Origin of the sequence: Nocardia asiatica NBRC 100129, assembly GCF_000308415.1 — a bacterium.
Classification (GTDB): Bacteria; Actinomycetota; Actinomycetes; order Mycobacteriales; family Mycobacteriaceae; genus Nocardia; species Nocardia asiatica.
The window spans coordinates 1-18,305 of record NZ_BAFS01000043.1 but is presented as its reverse complement, the minus strand read 5'-3'; the positions used below and the strand labels follow the sequence as shown (position 1 = coordinate 18,305).

Annotated in this window: 18 protein-coding genes; 5 read left to right on the top strand and 13 right to left on the bottom strand. The window is 69.9% G+C overall.

Annotated elements, in window-relative coordinates:
• Positions 1-77: 77 nt before the first annotated feature.
• The gene (locus ON27_RS05295; protein WP_043720191.1) at positions 78-1,241 is read right to left on the bottom strand and encodes a GuaB3 family IMP dehydrogenase-related protein; all 1,164 of its coding nucleotides are present in this window, start codon (positions 1,239-1,241) and stop codon (positions 78-80) included.
• 295 nt (positions 1,242-1,536) lie between these two features.
• A complete protein-coding gene (guaB, locus tag ON27_RS05290) occupies positions 1,537-3,081 on the bottom strand; it encodes an IMP dehydrogenase (protein ID WP_174377813.1) in 1,545 nt (514 codons plus the stop codon).
• A gap of 227 nt (positions 3,082-3,308) precedes the next feature.
• Here guaB and ON27_RS05285 point away from each other — a divergent pair, with 227 nt between their 5' ends.
• Entirely contained in the window at positions 3,309-3,722 is a 414-nt protein-coding gene (locus ON27_RS05285; protein WP_039795739.1) for a DUF5319 domain-containing protein, read from the top strand.
• Between the two features lie 224 nt (positions 3,723-3,946).
• On the opposite strand, the gene ON27_RS05280 is transcribed toward ON27_RS05285, so the two are convergent.
• From ON27_RS05280 to ON27_RS05270, 3 genes are all read right to left on the bottom strand, one after another.
• Complete coding sequence (locus ON27_RS05280; protein ID WP_043720188.1) at positions 3,947-5,089, bottom strand: anti-sigma-D factor RsdA; 1,143 nt, start codon at positions 5,087-5,089, stop codon at positions 3,947-3,949.
• Positions 5,082-5,660 (bottom strand): sigma-70 family RNA polymerase sigma factor, encoded by a 579-nt coding sequence (locus tag ON27_RS05275; protein ID WP_040864971.1) that lies wholly within the window; start codon positions 5,658-5,660, stop codon positions 5,082-5,084. Before ON27_RS05275 ends, ON27_RS05280 begins: the two co-directional genes overlap by 8 nt.
• Positions 5,661-5,790: 130 nt before the next feature.
• Positions 5,791-6,678, bottom strand: a complete 888-nt coding sequence (locus tag ON27_RS05270) for a hypothetical protein (protein ID WP_043720185.1) — start codon at positions 6,676-6,678, stop codon at positions 5,791-5,793.
• Positions 6,679-7,307: 629 nt separating this feature from the next.
• Here ON27_RS05270 and ON27_RS05265 point away from each other — a divergent pair.
• The 3 genes from ON27_RS05265 (at position 7,308) to ON27_RS05255 (ending at position 8,875) form a co-directional block, all read left to right on the top strand.
• Positions 7,308-7,601 carry a WhiB family transcriptional regulator gene (locus ON27_RS05265; protein WP_040865039.1) on the top strand — a complete coding sequence of 98 codons (294 nt, stop codon included), beginning with the start codon at positions 7,308-7,310 and terminating at the stop codon, positions 7,599-7,601.
• Between the two features lie 445 nt (positions 7,602-8,046).
• Positions 8,047-8,622, top strand: a complete 576-nt coding sequence (locus tag ON27_RS05260; protein WP_043720182.1) for a sigma-70 family RNA polymerase sigma factor — start codon at positions 8,047-8,049, stop codon at positions 8,620-8,622.
• 1 nt (position 8,623) lies between these two features.
• Entirely contained in the window at positions 8,624-8,875 is a 252-nt protein-coding gene (locus ON27_RS05255) for an RskA family anti-sigma factor (RefSeq protein WP_043720180.1), read from the top strand.
• A gap of 215 nt (positions 8,876-9,090) precedes the next feature.
• On the opposite strand, the gene groL is transcribed toward ON27_RS05255, so the two are convergent.
• Together groL and groES are read right to left on the bottom strand one after the other, a co-directional pair.
• Positions 9,091-10,701 (bottom strand): chaperonin GroEL, encoded by a 1,611-nt coding sequence (gene groL / locus ON27_RS05250; RefSeq protein WP_043720196.1) that lies wholly within the window; start codon positions 10,699-10,701, stop codon positions 9,091-9,093.
• A gap of 307 nt (positions 10,702-11,008) precedes the next feature.
• Positions 11,009-11,311, bottom strand: a complete 303-nt coding sequence (groES, locus tag ON27_RS05245; RefSeq protein WP_028479292.1) for a co-chaperone GroES — start codon at positions 11,309-11,311, stop codon at positions 11,009-11,011.
• A gap of 588 nt (positions 11,312-11,899) precedes the next feature.
• Here groES and ON27_RS05240 point away from each other — a divergent pair.
• A complete protein-coding gene (locus ON27_RS05240) occupies positions 11,900-13,432 on the top strand; it encodes a DUF7159 family protein (RefSeq protein WP_043720177.1) in 1,533 nt (510 codons plus the stop codon).
• A 102-nt stretch (positions 13,433-13,534) separates the two neighbouring features.
• On the opposite strand, the gene tsaD is transcribed toward ON27_RS05240, so the two are convergent.
• The 6 genes from tsaD to alr all read right to left on the bottom strand — a co-directional run.
• Positions 13,535-14,578 carry a tRNA (adenosine(37)-N6)-threonylcarbamoyltransferase complex transferase subunit TsaD gene (gene tsaD, locus ON27_RS05235; RefSeq protein ID WP_043720175.1) on the bottom strand — a complete coding sequence of 348 codons (1,044 nt, stop codon included), beginning with the start codon at positions 14,576-14,578 and terminating at the stop codon, positions 13,535-13,537.
• Positions 14,575-15,081, bottom strand: a complete 507-nt coding sequence (gene rimI / locus ON27_RS05230) for a ribosomal protein S18-alanine N-acetyltransferase (RefSeq protein ID WP_043720194.1) — start codon at positions 15,079-15,081, stop codon at positions 14,575-14,577. The genes tsaD and rimI overlap by 4 nt, the downstream gene beginning before the upstream one ends.
• A 5-nt stretch (positions 15,082-15,086) precedes the next feature.
• Positions 15,087-15,803, bottom strand: a complete 717-nt coding sequence (gene tsaB, locus ON27_RS05225) for a tRNA (adenosine(37)-N6)-threonylcarbamoyltransferase complex dimerization subunit type 1 TsaB (RefSeq protein WP_043720173.1) — start codon at positions 15,801-15,803, stop codon at positions 15,087-15,089.
• 55 nt (positions 15,804-15,858) lie between these two features.
• The gene (gene tsaE, locus ON27_RS05220; protein WP_043720170.1) at positions 15,859-16,311 is read right to left on the bottom strand and encodes a tRNA (adenosine(37)-N6)-threonylcarbamoyltransferase complex ATPase subunit type 1 TsaE; all 453 of its coding nucleotides are present in this window, start codon (positions 16,309-16,311) and stop codon (positions 15,859-15,861) included.
• Positions 16,304-17,383: an alpha/beta fold hydrolase gene (locus ON27_RS05215; protein WP_043720168.1), complete on the bottom strand. Its 1,080-nt coding sequence runs from the start codon at positions 17,381-17,383 to the stop codon at positions 16,304-16,306. Before ON27_RS05215 ends, tsaE begins: the two co-directional genes overlap by 8 nt.
• A partial coding sequence (gene alr / locus ON27_RS05210) for an alanine racemase (protein WP_043720165.1) occupies positions 17,380-18,305 on the bottom strand: 926 nt, incomplete at its 5' end. The genes ON27_RS05215 and alr, both read right to left, overlap by 4 nt.

Here is an 18,305-nt window from a genome sequence, read left to right as displayed (position 1 = left end):
CGAGCCATCAAGGGGCCGCGAACACGCAGCGCCGCAGGCGCTGCAAATCAGACACAGCGCTGCACATCAGACACAGCTCAAGCACGCACGCTGAGGCCGACTCGCTGGAATTCCTTCAGATCCGAGTAACCGGCCTTGGCCATCGAACGCCGCAGCCCGCCGACGAGATTCAGCGACCCGAACGGATCGTCGGACGGCCCGAACAGCACGCGCTCCAGGCTCGGGCGCACGGTGTCGCCGACCGGCTCGCCACCAAGATCCCACGGATCCTCGACGTGCAGCAGCGACCCGCGCGGCACCGACGGGTGCGCGGCCGCCGACGGCCAGTACCAGCCGCGCCCCGGTGCCTCGGCGGCCGACGCGAGCGGGACACCGAGCATGGCGGCGTCCGCACCGCACGCGATCGCCTTGGCCAACTGCCCGGAGGTGGCGATGTCGCCGTCCGCGATGACGTGCACGTAGCGGCCGCCGGTCTCGTCGAGGTAGTCGCGGCGCGCGGCGGCGGCGTCCGCGATCGCGGTGGCCATCGGCACGCCGATGCCCAGCACCTCGCCGGTGGTGGTCGCGCCGGGATAGGAGCCGTACCCGACGATCACGCCCGCCGCGCCCGTGCGCATCAGGTGCAGGGCGGTGCGATGATCGCTCACGCCGCCCGCGACCACGGGCACGTCCAGCTCGGCGATGAAGGTCTTGAGGTTCAACGGCTCACCGTCGCCGACATGTTCGGCGGAGATGATCGTGCCGTGCACCACCAGCAGGTCGATGCCCGCCTGCAGCAGCGCCGGGGTGAGCGTGCGCGCGTTCTGCGGGCTCACCCGCACCGCAACGGTGACACCGGCGGCGCGGACCTGCGCGACGGCGGCGGCGAGCAGATCCGGCTGCATCGGCGCGGCGTGCAACTCCTGCAGCAGCGCCACGGCACGCTCGTAGCCGCCCTTGCCGACCAGCTCGAGCAGCTGATCGATCTTCGCGCCGACATCCGCGTGCCGCGCCCACAGACCTTCGCCGTTGATCACGCCGAGACCGCCGAGCCGGCCGAGTTCGATGGCGAACTCCGGCGACACCACGGCATCGGTGGGATGCGCGAGGAACGGGATCTCGAAGCGGTAGGCGTCCAGCTGCCAGGCCAGCGAGACCTGCTTCGACGAGCGGGTCCGGCGCGAGGGGACGATGTCGACGTCGTCCAGCTCGTAAGTACGCCGGGCGGTCCGGCCCATGCCGATCTCCACCATGTCGCGCACGCGAAATCTCCTTAATTTTGGCAGCGCCTGCGGCGCTGCGGGTTCGCGGCCCCTGGATGGCTCGCGTTCCAGCGGTCGAGACTCGCGCCTGTGGCACATGCGCTTCGACCGCTGGAACCCGAGCCGGGCCGCGAACGGCGCTCGTAAGACTCGCGCCTCCAGTGGTTACTTGTGTGGGGGCAGGTGGGCAGCACTGTGCGCGCCGCCGACTGCCGCGCGGCTTGTCCACCGCCACAGCCGGTGGGCAAGCTCAATCATGCACGGACCGGTTGGTCCTGTACATGAACCTAGTGGGCTAGCCCCGTCCGGTGTAGTTAGGGGCCTCGACGGTCATCGTGATGTCGTGCGGGTGGCTCTCCTTGAGGCCCGCCGCGGTGATCTGCACGAACTGGGCCTCCTGCAGGTGCGCGATCGACTGCGAGCCGGTGTAGCCCATGGCGGCGCGCAGCCCGCCGACCAGCTGGTGGATCACCTGGTTGACCGGGCCGCGGAACGGCACCCTGCCCTCGATGCCCTCGGGGACCAGCTTGTCCTCGGCCAGCACGTCGTCCTGGAAGTAGCGGTCCTTGGAGAAGGACTTGGCCTGGCCGCGGCCCTGCATGGCGCCCAGCGAGCCCATGCCGCGGTAGCTCTTGAACTGCTTGCCGCCGACCAGGATCAGCTCGCCGGGGGACTCGGCGGTGCCCGCGAGCAAGGAGCCGAGCATCACCGTGGACGCGCCCGCGGCGATGGCCTTGGCGATATCGCCGGAGAACTGGATGCCACCATCGGCGATCACCGGGACGCCCGCGGGCTTGCACGCGGCGACCGCCTCCAGGATCGCGGTGATCTGCGGTGCGCCGACACCGGCGACGACGCGGGTGGTGCAGATGGAGCCGGGGCCGACACCCACCTTGACCGCGTCCGCGCCCGCTTCGACCAGGGCCGCCGCGCCCGCGCGGGTGGCCACGTTGCCGCCGACCACCTGGATCCGGTCACCCACCTCGGTCTTGACCTTGGTCACCATCTGCAGCACCTGCGCCTGATGACCGTGCGCGGTGTCCACCACCAGCACGTCGACGCCGGCGTCGGCCAGCGTCATGGCACGCGACCACGCGTCCTCGCCGACACCCACCGCCGCGCCGACCAGCAGTCGGCCGTCGCGGTCCTTGGTGGCGTTGGGGTACTGATCGGTCTTGACGAAGTCCTTGACGGTGATCAGGCCGCGCAGGCGCCCGTTGCCGTCCACGATCGGCAGCTTCTCCACCTTGTGCCTGCGCAGCAGTCCCAGCGCGGCCTCGGCGGTCACACCCTCCTGCGCGGTGATCAAGGGGGCCTTGGTCATCACGTCGGCGACGCGGCGGTTCTGGTCCACCTCGAAGCGCATGTCGCGGTTGGTGATGATGCCCACAAGCGCGCCGGTCTCGTCCACCACCGGAAGCCCGGAGATGCGGAACCGGGCGCACATGGCGTCGACCTCGGCGAGGGTGTCGGTCGGACGGCAGGTCACCGGGTCGGTGACCATGCCGGCCTCGGAACGCTTGACCGTCTCCACCTGGGAGGCCTGGTCGGCCGCCGAGAGATTGCGGTGCAACACGCCCATACCGCCCGCGCGGGCCATGGCGATCGCCATCCGCGCCTCGGTCACCGTGTCCATGGCGGAGCTGACCAGCGGGGTGCGCAGACGAATCTCCCTGGTCAACAGGCTGGAGGTCTCCACAGAGCTGGGGATGAGATCCGAGGCGGCAGGCAGCAACAGCACATCGTCGAATGTGAGGCCGAGCATGGCGATCTTGTTCGGATCGTCGCCACCCGTAGGAGGGCGGACTGCGATTCGTTCGCCCGATACGGGATTACTCATTCGGATCGACCCCTCCTGGACGTCGATAGCGACCGACGCGGGCGGAACCGGCGCCGTGACGGCTGATGGGATGGACGGTGGCGTTCGGCGGCGGTGCGGTGGGGACCCGCCGTAGCCTGTGCTCCATGGTATCTGTCCGGTGAACTCGCCGACGAAGTGAGCCCACCCCCGAAACTGGCAGGCCGCATAGCTGGCGCAGACCGCCCTGTTCTGCGTACCGTGGGGATGTGCGCGACCATCTACCACCTGGCTTGCCGCCGGATCCGTTCGCCGGAGACCCCTCCGACCCGTCCGCCGCGCTCGACGCCATCGAGCCCGGCGAACCGCTGGATCCCCACGAGCGCCTTGCGGTCGAGGAGGATCTCGCCGACCTCGCGGTGTACGAGGCACTGCTGGCCCACCGCGGGATCCGCGGACTAGTGGTCAGCTGCGAAGACTGCAGGCAGGACCACTACCACGACTGGGACATGTTGCGCGCCAACTTGCTGCAGCTGCTGGTCGACGGCACGGTCCGCCCGCACGAGCCCGCCTACGACCCGACGCCGGAAGCGTACGTCACCTGGGACTACTGCCGGGGCTACGCGGACGCCTCGATGAACGAGGCCTTCCACGGCGACGGCTTCGACGGATTCGACGGCTGAAACCAGCCGGACCGAAACGCACGCGGCCTCTGGGAGTCCCGCGTATCTCACGCTTGCCGCTGTGATCTTCGACGCACACCATCACGGCGCCCATCATTTGCCACGGCGCACCCTGTCGCCGAGTCGCCTTCCCACGCGCGGACAACTGGACGTCCATTCCCGCACAAACAAAAAACCGATCGCCTGGCTTGGCGATCGGTTCGAGTCTTGCTCGAGATATTCGGTCAGCGACCGGGCGGTACGAACGAACCCGGGTTGGGGAAGGCCGGCACGCTGAAGGTCGGCGGCTGGTTGTAGTCCTGCGTCGGCGGCCGCGTCGCCGGTTGCTGCGGCGGCGGCGCCACCGTCGGATTCCCGGTGTCGACGGTGGGCTCCCCCGTGGGCGGCTTGGCATCCGTGACGGGCGGCTGCTGCGGCGGCGCCGGGTCCCCGGTCGCCGGCGGCGTGGTCGCCGCAGGCGGCGGCGTCGTCACCGGAGGCACCGTGGTCGGCGTGCCGCCACCGTTGGTCGTGCCGCCGCCGTTCGGCGCGGTCGCGTCCGCCGAGGGCGAAGGCTTGTCCGTCTGCCCGTCCGGCCGCTGCAGGATCGTCGTGGACCCGCCGGTCGTAGAGTTGGGCTTCGTCGTCGCACTGGTGCCCGGCGTGGCGCGCGGATCGGTGGTGTTGGGCACCGTCGATTCGAGCTGGTCGGCCAGGTCCGCGTTGTACTTGCGCAGCTCAGCGAGCAACCGCTCCCACTCGGTCATCAACTCGGCACGCTTGTCCGGATCGCTGACCTGCGCGGCGCTCTCCTTGGCCCGCTCCAGGCGCACCTTGGCCTGCGTCGGGTTCTGCGAGACCAGCGTCTTGGCCTCGTTCAGATCGTCGCCCGCACGCTGCACCACGGTGGTCTGGGCCTGTTCGCTGAACACGACCTCCTTGACCCGCCACAGCGGATCACCCGGCTCGGCGTTGTACGAGAACGCCGTCATACCGCCGATGACCAGGGCCAGCGCGGCCGCGGCACCCATGATCGGGCGTAGCAGCCGCAGTCGCCCGCCGCTGTGCGCCCCGATGCGAACCTGCCGCGCGCCGATCTCCTGGTTGACGGCGGCCACGATCGCGTCCAGGTCCGGTTCGGCCGGCATCGGAGCCGCGATCAGCTCCGCCCGCCAATCCGCGAGCAACGTCGCGAGTTGATACTCCTCGGCGCTGTCGGTGTGCACCGGACCATCGCTGGCGATGGCGTCGATCAGAGCATCGTCGCGGCGTACCGCGGCGATGTCGACCGGGCCGGTGTCTCCGGACGCCTCGGCGTAGGGACCGCTGTTTCGCGATCCAAGCCGCGCCTTCCAGTCACCCCGACCGCGCTCGCCATCCCTAGCCATACATTTCACCTGCCCTCGCCACTTGTGACTTGAGTTTCGCGAGTGCCCTGTGTTGGGCCACCCGTATCGCACCCGCCGTACTGCCCACGGCGACTGCGGTTTCTTCCGCTGACAAACCCATGACCAAGCGCAGGATCAAGATCTCCCGATGCTTCTCGGGAAGCGTCGCGAGCAAACGGTTCATCTGTCTGCTCGTCTCGGACTCGAGAGCTCGTTGTTCCGGTCCCTGGTCGGTGGATATGACATCTGGTACTTCGGCCATCGCCTCCGCCTTGTTACGGGCGGCGTTGCGATGCGCGTCGGCGACCTTGTGCGAAGCGATCCCGTAAACAAAGGCCATGAAGGGCCTGCCCTGGTCTTGATACCTGGGCAAGGCTGTCATCACAGCCAGGCAAACCTCCTGCGCAACGTCGTCCGCGGAGAGCTGCCCACGCTCCGCGGCTCCGATCCGCGCGCGGCAGTAGCGCACCACCAGCGGACGGATCATCTCCAGTACCTGAGCTAAAGCGGATCTGTCGCCCTGCGCAGCGGCAGCGACGGCGAGGTCCAACTCTTCGCCCGTGTGCGTCATCGTCAGAGATATTCCTGGCGTTACAAAGTGGCACGGTCCGGTGACGACCAGTGCTTCCACCGAAGGGGCGGAACGGATCTAACAATAGCGACCCGTTGCCGGGAACTGGGCAACACGGTGGTCTCCGTGATCATCGACCGGTCGGCACGGGCCGCAACGCGCCGCCGCGGCAGGCGATGGACTCGGCGCACACGGCCGCCTCGACGGCCGCTTCGTCGTCGCCGGATCCGGCCCGGAGCATGGCGCAAGCCCAGCGCAACGGCAGCAGCCCGTGCTCGCGGCACTGCTCGGCGACCTCCTCGGCCGACAGGCCGGATCGCTCGCTCGGCTCGCGCGTCGTGTCGGCCGCGGCGACCAGTAGGCGCGACTTCACCTGATGCCGCACCGAGGGCGATCGCTCGGCCGATTCCAGCGCGGCCGCCGCGTGCGCCGCCGCCGAGGCGAAATCGCCTGTCGCCAACGCCGTTTCCGCGGACACCCAGCCCAGCCGGATCGCCGGACGCCAGCCTGCGCCGTACCGGCGCGCCGCCGCCGCACTGCGCCGCAGCAGCCGATCGGCCAGGGCGAACCGCCCGGTCCCCAGCGCGTCGGCGGCCAGTCCGGTAAGCGCGTCACAGATCGCGTCGGCGCGGCTGGGCAGGTAAAGGTGCGCCTCATTCGCCGGACGGCGGGCGGTGTCGGCCTCCGCGACGACATCGGCGGTGAGGATCAGCGCGGCCGCCCGGCCGTCCAACGCCGCCGCACGATCGTGCCAGCCGAGTTGGCGCAGGAAAGAGGCTTCCGTACTTCTCGCCAGTGAGAGGAGTACGGGGTCGGAACTGTGGTTGCATACCCTTCGCAATTCGGCGCGCGCCGCGGCGTAACGCCCCTGGCCGCCGAGCGCCACCGCGCGATACCACCGACCGAGCGCGTCGGAAGCGGGCGGCAACTCGGCGGCGGCGCGACCCGGATCGGCGCCGAAGGCGGCCTCGGCGAGGACCGCGACGTGAGGATCTCCGAGCGGAGCGGGCGCGAACACGGGCGCACTCTATCCTGCCCGCCGCGCGCGCCGGGACGACGAAAGGCGACCGGCGACCCGACCGGCATCCGCCCGGCATTTCGCCGCGGAGCCGATGTTGCCATTAGGTAAATCTCGCCCCGGCAATCGCCCGGCGGCCGCATCGGGAATTCATGCGCGTTTCGCGTAATTAACCTGCCGGCCCCGTTTCCGCCATGTTCGGATCCCCGCGCCGCGAAGGCCGCCGGCGCCCGCGGCGGCTGCTGCTGTGCGCCCGGCATCCCGGCCGTAGTGTCCCCACGCCGGAGAAAACACCTCTACCAGCAGAAACTCAACGGCGCACAACACAGGCGGTACCGTGCCGCCTACGGCCAACCGAACAGTATCGCCGGAACCGGCACGAAAAGTAAACAGTTCGGAGGTTAAATTTGGCAGCGCGAGATTTGGAAAAGTGCTGCGTCGAACTATTGACGGAATTTCGCGGCTGGACCTAACGTAACTCATCGCCACGGACGGCGCCGCGCGAAATTGCAGCGACCGCGAAGGGCGAGCCCCCCGGGCACCCCCGCCGACACGGCGTCGTGGCCCACGAACTGTTGCAGAACAACTGCTCGACAACGCTGACGAGCTCGCACCACGAGGAGTTCACCATGCCCATGCCGACCCACCTCCCGGGACCCAACGCCGATGTCTGGGATTGGCAGATGCGAGGATCGTGCCGCGGGCAGGATTCCGCGGTGTTCTTCCATCCCGACGGCGAGCGTGGCCGAGCCCGCACCGCGCGCGAGATGCGCGCCAAGGAGATCTGCCGCACCTGCCCGGTGCTCATGCAGTGCCGCACCCACGCGCTGAAAGTCAGCGAGCCCTACGGTATCTGGGGCGGCATGTCGGAGACCGAGCGCGAGATGCACGCTCGGCGCAACCGCCGACGCATGGCCGTCTGAACCAATCTCCTCCCATCCGCACGCCACCGTGCGTCGAATCCCTAGCAAACAACGGGCCACTGCAACACGCTTCGGCCGGACCGGTCACGCGACACGGTGACGGTTCGTCGCCGGAGGTCGGCGCGTGGGTTCCGATCGGTCACCACCGATCGGCCGGCCGCCGTAGCGAAGGCCGGAAGCCGTGCACCCGCCGGTTCCAGCACAGTGCGGCAGCGCTTGGCGTGTCACGGCATGCCACGGCGTGTCTCCTCCCGAGATATCCGGCGCGTCGGCGCTTTTCGCCACGCGGCGCCGATCCCATGGCGAGCTTGCGGGCACCCCACCGGAAGGGAGGTCATAGCGGCGCGCTACGGTAGTGACCGATGACACAGAATGGAGCGTTGTGACAACGCGGCCGCCAGCCGCAGAGGGCGACTCGTTCCGAAGAGAAGCCTTCCCACCCCCGGTGGATTCTGCGGTTACGGCACGCGCAGCCGAAAGTATCGAGCTCGCCGCGCTTTTACATCGATGCGGCCGGGCCGACCAGGAAGCATTCGCCGAACTGTACGACCGGACGTCCGCGCGCGTCTTCGGTCTGGTTCTGCGCGTCCTGCACGATCCGGGATACGCGGAGGAGACCACGCAAGAGGTCTATCTGCAGATCTGGCGGATGGCATCGAGCTTCGACCCCGCGAAGGGTTCCGCGGTGACCTGGTTGATGACGCTCGCGCACCGGCGCGCCGTCGACCGGGTGCGCGCCGAACAGGCCCACACCCAGCGCGAGGTCGCGTACGGGATCCGCGTGCTCGGCAACGAATTCGACGAGGTCACCGAAGAGGTCGAGCGCAGGTTCGAACAACAGGCCGTGCTGGCCGGTCTGGCCACACTCACCGAAACTCAGCGGGAAGCCATCTCGCTCGCCTACTACGGTGGGCGCACCTATGCGGAGGTAGCCACCTACCTCGACGTAGGGTTACCTACGGTTAAGTCCCGGATTCGGGACGGATTGACACGACTGAAGAAAAGTTTGGGGGTGACGTGAGATGAACGAAGGCCAGATCGATCTCGCGCACACCGTCGCGCTCGGATCGATCGACGACGAAGACCATCAGGAAGTGCAGGAACTTCTCGACAACGAGGACCCCGTGCTACGCGCGGAGTTCGTCCGAGAAGTCGCAGACACGAAGGAAGCGCTCGCTGTTCTCGCCACGGCCACGGCGACCACGCCGCCGCCGTCGTTGCGCGCTCGCCTACTCGCGGCCATCGCCGCCGAACAGCCGCCGGTCGCCAGCTGAATCCGGCTTCCCGCCAGGCATTCCCGCTCCGCGTGTACGGGCCGATCCGAACGGTTTCGCACGGTCCCACCGCAGACAGCGCGTCGAGCTTCGGAACAACTTCGGTATCGACGGTGGTCACGTCCGGCCTCGACTTGTCGCGAGGACGGGCGAGGCCCCCGAACCACGTGGTTCGGGGGCCTCGCCGACCGCATCACCGCACAGCGGCGCTCCGCTCAGTGCGCGTGGCCGTGGTGACCGTGCTCGTGCTGCTCCTCGGCGGGCTTGTCGACCACGGCGCTCTCGGTGGTGAGCACCATGCGCGCGACCGACGCCGCGTTCACGACGGCCGAACGGGTCACCTTCACCGGGTCGACCACGCCGTCGGTGAGCAGGTCGCCGTAGGTGAGGGTGGCGGCGTTGAAGCCCTCCTTGCCCTCGGCCACCTTGCTGACCACCACGGCGCCGTCCAAGCCCGCGTTGGTGGCGATCCAGTACAGCGGAGCCTGCAGTGCGGTGCGCACCACCTCGACGCCGACGGCCTCGTCGCCGGACAGCGAGTCACGCAGGTCGACGAGCTTGCCGCTCGCCTGCACCAGAGCGGTGCCGCCACCGGGCACGATGCCCTCTTCCACGGCGGCCTTGGCGGCGCTCACCGCGTCCTCGACGCGGTACTTGCGCTCCTTGAGCGCGGTCTCGGTGGCCGCGCCGACCTTGATCACCGCGACGCCGCCGGCCAGCTTGGCCAGCCGCTCCTCGAGCTTCTCGCGATCCCAGTCGGAGTCGGTGGCCTCGATCTCCCGGCGCAGCTGCGCCACCCGCGCCTCCACGTCCGCCGCGGAACCGGCGCCGTCGATGATCGTGGTGTCGTCCTTGGTGACGACGACACGACGGGTCTTGCCGAGCACGTCGAGGCCCGCTTCACGCAGAGAGATGCCGAGATCGGGGTTGATCACGGTGCCGCCGGTGACCACGGCCAGGTCGTCGAGGAACGCCTTGCGGCGGTCGCCGAAGAACGGGGCCTTCACCGCGACGGCCTTGATCGTCTTGCGGATGGCGTTGACCACCAGGGTCGACAGGGCCTCGCCCTCCACGTCCTCGGCGATGATCAGGACCGGCTTGCCGCTCTCGGCCACCTTTTCCAGCAGGGGCAGGAAGTCCGGCAGCGAGCTGATCTTCTCGCGGTGCAGCAGGACGAACGCGTCCTCCAGGACCGCCTGCTGGCTGTCGGGATCGGTGACGAAGTAGGGCGACAGGTAGCCCTTGTCGAACTGCACGCCCTCGGTGACGACGAGTTCGGTCTGCAGCGTCGAGGCCTCCTCGACGGTGACGACGCCGTCCTTGCCCACGGTGGTCAGCGCCTTGCCGACCATCGCGCCGATCTCCTCGTCGCGCGAGGACACCGTCGCGACCTGCGCGATGGCCTGCTCGCCGGAGACCGGGGTGGCCAGCGCCAGCAGCGCATCGGAGACCGCGTCGGCGGCCTTGGCGATGCCGGAGCCGACCGCGATCGGATTCGCGCCGGCCGCGACGTTCTTCAGCCCGGCGCGGACCAGCGCCTGGGCCAGCACGGTGGCGGTGGTCGTGCCGTCGCCCGCGACGTCGTTGGTCTTGGTGGCGACGCTCTTGACCAGCTGCGCGCCGAGGTTCTCGAACGGGTCTTCCAGCTCGATGTCGCGCGCGATGGTGACGCCGTCGTTGGTGACGGTCGGACCGCCGAAGGACTTCGCGAGCACGACGTGCCGTCCGCGCGGGCCGAGAGTGACCTTGACCGCGTCGGCGAGCTTGTCGACGCCGCGTTCCAGAGCCCGGCGAGCCTTCTCGTCGAACTCGATCTGCTTTGCCATGAGGATTCGCTCCTGTAGTGGATTGCGGCGCTCCGGACCGCCCACGGGCCCGTCGCTCGCACCGCTGTGTCCGAATTGCGGTGCTCCCGGGGCCCTTCGTGGTTACGCAGGCTGCCGCCTACGGGCCCGTCGCTCGCACCGCTGTGTCCGAATTGCGGTGCTCCCGGGGCCCTTCGTGGTTACGCAGGCTGCCGCCTACGGGCCCGTCGCTCGCACCGCGTGTTCTGGTGCCGGAATGTCGGCGCCGAACGCGTTCCGCCCCGGGTCGCGAAAGACACCGGGGCGGAACGCATGCGTGCCCGATCGGCTACTTGGTGACGACGGCCAGCACGTCGCGCGCCGACAGGATGAGGTACTCCTCGCCCTGGTACTTGATCTCGGTGCCGCCGTACTTGCTGTAGATGACGGTGTCACCCTCCTGGACATCCAGCGGGATGCGCTTCTCGCCCTCGTCGTCCCACCGGCCGGGACCGACGGCGACAACGGTGCCCTCTTGCGGCTTTTCCTTCGCCGTGTCGGGGATGACCAGGCCGGAGGCCGTCGTCGTCTCGGCCTCGTTGGCCTGGACGAGGATCTTGTCCTCGAGCGGCTTGATGTTCACGCTCGCCACGTTGAGCCCTCCACTTTCAGGGGATTCGGTCGTCCGGGACTGTTGCCCCGAACTCATCGGTTGGTCACGGTGCTGACCCTGCGCATAGCCCCGTCGTCGCGGGTGCCGGGACCCCTGCCCAGTGGTCAAGCTGCTGGCACAAGCACTACACACAGTGCCGACTAGCACTCTATACATGAGAGTGCCAGCGCTCAAGGCTGGGCGGTGCCAACTTTGCGCGGCGCGCCCGAGACACACCGGCTTGGCGATTAGTTCGGAGAAACAGTAACGTTCGGATAACGGATTGTGACACTATTGACGACGGTCGCTGTCCGGCCGCCACGTTCGCCGTCCGCAGGCGGCGGCGAGGCCCCACACGGGTACCGCAGCGCCGCCGGGATACGCAGCGTCGCATCGCGGCACGATCGTCGCACTACCAGCTTCACCAGAGAGCAATACACACGTGATCCATGGCCGGTCCCCGCGACCCACCCGGACGAGGGGCCGGTTCGTTTCCCGGTCCGGGTCGCGCGTCATCCACACGGCGGTCCGGCAGTCCATTCGAGATGGTCGGCGACACCATGACCATCCGCTCGAAGGGAGGTGAACATGCGAACGTCCCTCGGCATCTCGGCCGGGGCGGAGGTGGTGTGCTCGGCGTTGGTCGCCACCGCGTCCAACGGCGCGCAGAGCTTCGATTACCGCGTCGTCTCCGCCGACGCGGCCCATTCCGATCTCGGTGACCTGGTGGCCTCCTCGATCGAGCTGATGACCACCCAACTGCCGACCACGCAGCCGCCGCGGGAGATCATCGGTCCGATCGGCGGGCGGTTCGCGGGCGCGCCGCGCGGCGCCGAGCCGATGACCGGCCATCCGCCCACCAGTGTCGCGGTCGCCTACCGAACCAAGGAGCAGGCGCAGATAATCCGTTCGGCCACCGGCAAACAGCGCGACCTGCGGCTGATCCCCGAAGGCACCGCCGCCCTGACGTACCTGAAGCACACCGGCCTGCTGGACCGTTACGACACGGTCGCCATCGTCGACCTGGGCGCCTCCGGTCTGAGCGTCACCGTCGCCGATCGCTCCGACGAATCCCTGCTCCGTTCCGATCGCACCGCGGCCGTCAGCGGCAAGGCGATCGACGACCTGATCTACCACCATCTGGTGGACATGCACTTTGCCCGGCGCGGCACCCGGCCCAATCGCGGCATGCTGACCAACCGGGGCCGCGCGGCGAAGGAGCACCTGTCCATCGCGCCCGCGGTCACCATCGACCACGTCGCCGGGCGCCCGCTGAAGCTGACCAGGGCCGACTTCGAGGAGTTGATCGCCGACCTGCTGCGCGACCTGGCGCTGTTCGTCACGGCGGCGTTCGCCCGGGCGCCCCGGCAACCGCAGGCGGTCGCGGTCATCGGCGGCGGCGCCAATATCCCGGCGGTGCTCGACACGCTCACCGCCGCGCTGGAGGTGCCGGTGTTCACCGTCCCGGACCCCGAGGCGGTGACCGCGAAAGGCGCGGCGCTGGTCGCGGATTCGGCGCAGCCTTCGGTGTTCCCGGTGAGCGCGCTCGGCGGCGACGCGCCCGCGGGTACGGTCACCAAGGTGTTCGGCACGCTGGCCGGCGCTCTCGTGGTCGTCGGCCTGATCGTCGGTTACGGCGTGAAGACGTTCGCGCCCACCTCGGACGACGAAGTCTCCCCCGCGGGCACCACGAGCAGCGCTTCGCATTTGCCCACCCCCACGTCCGCTCCGCCGTCCACCGCGGCCGCCACCACGCTCGGCCACACCTCCAGCGGGGGCAGCGCGCCGACGACCACCGAGCGGGGGCCGCAGAGCGCGACCGGCGTGCCGCCGACCACCCAGGTGATCGTCCCCACGCAGCCCACGCTGCGGCCGGACCCGAACCTGCCGCCGATCCCCTTCCCCGAACTGCTCGGTCCGCTGTTCGGCAATCCCAGTGCGGCGCAGAACAGTTCGCTCGAACCGTCGTCGGGCCGCACCCTGTCGCCGACGGCGCCCGGCGCCGCGGCCCCCGATACCAGCTCGGCGCCGAATCAGGCGCCCGCGCGGTCGAGCCTGCCGCTTCCACCGGGCGGCAATCCCGGCACCGCGTCGGCGCCGCGGCTGTTCCTTCCGAACTGACGCGTCCTTTCCGACTGAGGCACCGCGTCCGGCCGACGCGCCGCGGCGCTCCGGCGGCCCAGGGAGGCGCCCGAGCGTCATCGGCAGGTCGAGGCAAGCAGGTCAGCGAACCATGCTGACCGACACCGGCAGGCCGGGATCGGTGGCGACGGTGAGCGGCGAAGGCGCCGCGCCGCCCGCGATGACGTGCGCGCCGAGTGCGGCGATCATCACCCCGTTGTCCGTGCACAGCCGGGGCTTGGGCACTCGAAGGGTCAAACCGGCGGCGGCGCAACGTTCCTCGGCCATCGAGCGGATCCGGGAGTTGGCCGTCGCGCCGCCCCCGAGCACCAGCGTGCCGACGCCGACGTCGCGCGCGGCGCGCACCGCCTTCATGGTGAGCACATCCGCGACCGACTCCTGGAACGAGGCCGCGATATCCGGGATGGGCAGATCCTCGGCGGCGACGCCGTCGCGCTGTGCCGCCTCCACGTAGCGGGCCACCGCGGTCTTGAGTCCGGAGAAGGAGAAGTCGTAGCGCGGATCACGCGGCCCGGTCATGCCACGGGGAAAGGCGATCGCGCGCGGATCACCGCTCGACGCGGCGGCGTCCAGGGCCGGACCGCCGGGGAAACCCAGCCCGAGCAGGCGCGCCACCTTGTCGAACGCCTCGCCCGCCGCGTCGTCGACAGTGCTGCCCAGCTCCACGATCGGCTCGGACAGATCCGTGACGTGCAACAGATGGGTGTGCCCGCCCGACACCAGCAGGGCGACACATGGCGGCATCGGCCCGTGCTCCAGCGTGTCCACCGCGACGTGCCCGCCGAGATGGTTGAGCGCGTAGAACGGCACGTCCCAGGCCGCCGCGTACGCTTTCGCGGCGGCGACACCCACCAGCAACGCACCAGCCAGGCCGGGCCCGATGGTCACCGCCAGCGCGTCCGGCTTCGCGATCCCCGCCGCCGACAGCGCGCGGCGCATGGCAGGCACGATCGCCTCGAGATGGGCGCGCGAGGCGATCTCGGGGACGACGCCGCCGAAGCGAGCGTGCTGCTCGACGCTGGAGGCGACCTCGTCGGCGAGCAGTTCACACGTGCCGTCGGGGTGGCGGCGGACGATGCCGACTCCGGTTTCGTCGCAGGAACTCTCGATGCCCATGATGATCACGACAGCACCTCGTCCGGTGTGCGCCACCGCCGGTCCTCGCTGCTCAGCGCGGGCCTGCGCATCGTGTACGCGTCCGCGCCGCTGGGGTGGTAGTAGTTCTTGCGCAAGCCGATGATGTGGAAGCCGTGCTTGGCGTACAGCGCGATCGCGGGCGCGTTGTCGGTGCGGACCTCGAGGAACACCGGTCCACCGCGCCTGCCCGCCTCGGCCAGCAGCGCCTCCAGCAGCAGCGTGCCCACGCCCGCGCGGTGACAGCCCGGATCGACGCCTATGGTGTGCACCTCGGCCTCGGGGTGTTCGGCATCACCCAGCAGGGCGATTCCCGCGTAGCCCACCATTCGCCCGTCCTCGTCGCGCGCGGTGATGTAACGGTTGTGCCGTCCGGCCAGCTCGGACCGGAACGCCACGGCGGCCCACGGGTCGTCCTCCGGGAACAGCAACTGCTCCAGTTCGACGCAGCGGGTGATGTCGGCGGCCACCATCGGCTCGATGCGGAAAGCCACGGGCGTCACGCTCCCGTCCGGTCGAGTCGGCGGTAGGCGTTCTCCACCGCGTCCGGCCTGCGCAGGTACAGCGGAACCAGCGGATCGGGCGTGCCGCGCGACAGCAGCTCGGCAGCGGCGACGCGCACCAATCCGGCGGGCGACGGCGTCTCGGCGGGAAGTACCGGAAGGTCGAAGAAGTCCACGTGCGAGGCGGATCCGGCGATCGCCGTGGCCTGATCGGTGTCCAGGTCGGAGGGCTTGCACACCTCGGGTCCCGCCACGCGCGCGTCTTGGCGGTAGCGCGCCCAGTACACCTCGCGCCGCCGCGCGTCGGTCACCACGAGCAGTTCGGCGTCGGCCGGGAGGTCGACCGCGGGCGCCACGGCCGGGTCGGCGGCGGCGTCGGCGGCGATCGCGTCGAGGCTGCACACGCCGTAGACCGGGATGCCGAGCGCGTCACCGAACGCGGCCGCGGTGGCCATGCCGACGCGCAGACCGGTGAACGGCCCCGGACCGACACCGACGACGATCGCGTCGACTTCGGTCCTGGAACGGCCTGCCTCGGTGAGGCATTCGAGGATCTGCGGGGTGAGCACCTCGGCATGGGCACGGGGGTCGACGCGTACCCGGGAGGCGACGGTCCGTGCCCGGACGGGATCCGCCATGTCGGCGCCCGGCTCCAGCTCCACCAGTCCCGCTGTGACGGCGGGTGTCGCGGTGTCGACGGCTAGTACAAGCATGATTGGCCCAACGATACCGGGTGGTAAGGGTCACCGACGCATAGCTACCCGATAGCTAATCCACCCATTCCCAGATCGCGGTGCGCACATCAGAATCCGGCGCGCGCGACAGCAGCACGCGCAGGTGCCGCTCCGCGAGGTGCTCCACCACGCCGCGGCCCCACTCCACCACGACCACCGCCTGATGCAGATCGGTGTCCAGATCCAGTGCGTCCAGCTCGTCGAGATCACCGCCGAGCCGATAGGCGTCCACGTGCACCATGGGCACCGGCGGCCCGCTCTCGCGCTGCCCGGCGCGGTGCTGGCGGGCGATGATGAACGTCGGCGAGCTGACCCGGCCCTGCACGCCGAGCCCGGCCGCGATGCCACGGGTGAGCGCGGTCTTGCCCGCGCCGAGCGGACCGTCCAGCACCACCAGGTCACCGGCGCGCAGATCCGTGGCCAGTTCCCGGCCGAGCGCCTCGGTGTCGGCGACGGTGGGCAACACCCGATACCCCGGATCAGCCACCGGCCACCTCCGAAGCGTCTCCCGTGAGCGCACCGGCGCGTACCAGCAATCGCTCGAGCGCGGCGTTGACGATGTCCGGGTACTGCAGGTGCGGCATGTGCGCGGCGCCTTCCAGCCGGATCAGCTCACTGCCCGGCAGCGCCCTGGCCAGCGCACGCGAATTGCGGAACGGGATCACCAGATCGTGGCGGCCGCCGAGCACCAGCACCGGCGTGTCCGCCAGGGTGGGCAACGCGGCCGACTCGTCGTGCAACTCGATGGCCTGGAGGAACTTCACGATGGTCTCCACCGGCGTCCGGTCGATCATCAGCGTCGTGAAACGCGATAGGGTCGGGCTCACCGGGCCGTGGAACGAGCTGACGTGCAGGATCGGCGTGATCACGTGCCGCGCGGTGACGCGTCCGGCCTGCACCAGCGCAGGCGCGGTGTGCACGGCCAGCCGGAAGCCGTCGATCGCGGGGTTGCGCAGCAGATGCCCGATGCCCGTCGCAGTGACCTCGGCGGCCGCGGTCGACAGCAGTGCGACCCCGATCACCCGCGCCGCGAACAATTCCGGGAATCGCGCGGCCGCGGCCAGCACCGCCATCCCGCCCAGCGAATGCCCGACCAGCACCACGGGTCCGGTCGGGGCGGTGGCGCGCAGCACGGCCGCGAGGTCGCTCCCGAGCTGGGCCGGTGTGCAGCTCGCGGCGCTCGGCACGCCGGAACGGCCGTGCCCGCGCAGGTCGAACAGCACCATGCGAACCCGTGCGCCCCACCGCTTTTCCAGGTCACGCCGCTGAAAGTGGAACGAGGCCATGCTGTTGCAGAAGCCGTGCACGAAGATCACCGTCACCGGCGCGTCGTCGGGCCCGCAGGTGCGTGTGGCCAGCGGCACACCGTCGTCGGCGAGCACCGTACCCGCGCGGTCGGCATCGATCAGTCCGAAATCCTCGTCGCGGTAGTCGTCGCCCCGCGCGGGCCACAGCACGCGCGCACCGGCGCGACGCAGGGCATGCGCGCCCGCCAGCGCGCCGACGACCCCCACGGTGGCCAGCCCGCCGCGCAGCGGGGTCACCCGGAAGCGGCTCACTGCGGGTCACCCGTGAAGCGCCGGGTCACCCGGCCGCGCGGCGAACACACCACTTCGTAGTGGATGGTGCCGAGCAGATCCGCCCATTCCTGGGCATGCGGTCGCGCGCCGAAGAGGATCGCGGTGTCGCCTTCCCGGACACCCGCCGCGTTGTCGCCCAGGTCGACGACGAACTGGTCCATGCACACCCGGCCGACATTGCGCCGCCGAGCTCCGCCGAGCCAGACGTCGAATCGTCCGCTCAAGGGGCGGAACACACCGTCGGCGTAACCCGCCGGGATCAGCGCGACGGTGGTGTCGTGCGGCGCGATCCACTGGTGCCCGTAGGAGACGCCTTCACCGGCGGCCACCCGCTTGACCAGCGCCACTCTGGCCTGGAACGTCATCGCCGGGCGCAGGCCGAAATCGTTGTCCGGTATCGGGGAGAGGCCGTAGGTGGCGATGCCCGGCCGGACCAGGTCGAAGGTCAGGTCGGGGCGGGTCAGGGTGGCGGCGGAGTTGGCGATGTGCACCAGCTCCGGCTCCAAGCCGTGCTCCTTCGCGGTGGCGATCGCCTCCAGGAACCGGGCGCATTGCATGTCGTTGTTCGGGTGCTCCGGTTCGTCGGCGTGCGCCAGGTGGGAGAAGATCGCGCGGAAACGCACCGCCTGCTCGTCGACCAGCGCGCGCAGCGCGGTCAGCACTTCCGGATACTCGACCGGCGACACGCCGTTGCGGTTCAGGCCGGTGTCCACCTTCAGCGTGACCGTCGCCGTGCGGCCCGCGTCACGCGCCGCGGCCTCGACCGCCCGCAGATGGGCAGGCGAGGAGACGCCGATCTCGACGTCGGCGGCCACCGCCGCGGCGAAGTCGGTGTCGGTGTTGTGCAGCCAGCACAGGATGGGGGCGGTGATCCCGGCCGCGCGCAACTGCACGGCCTCGG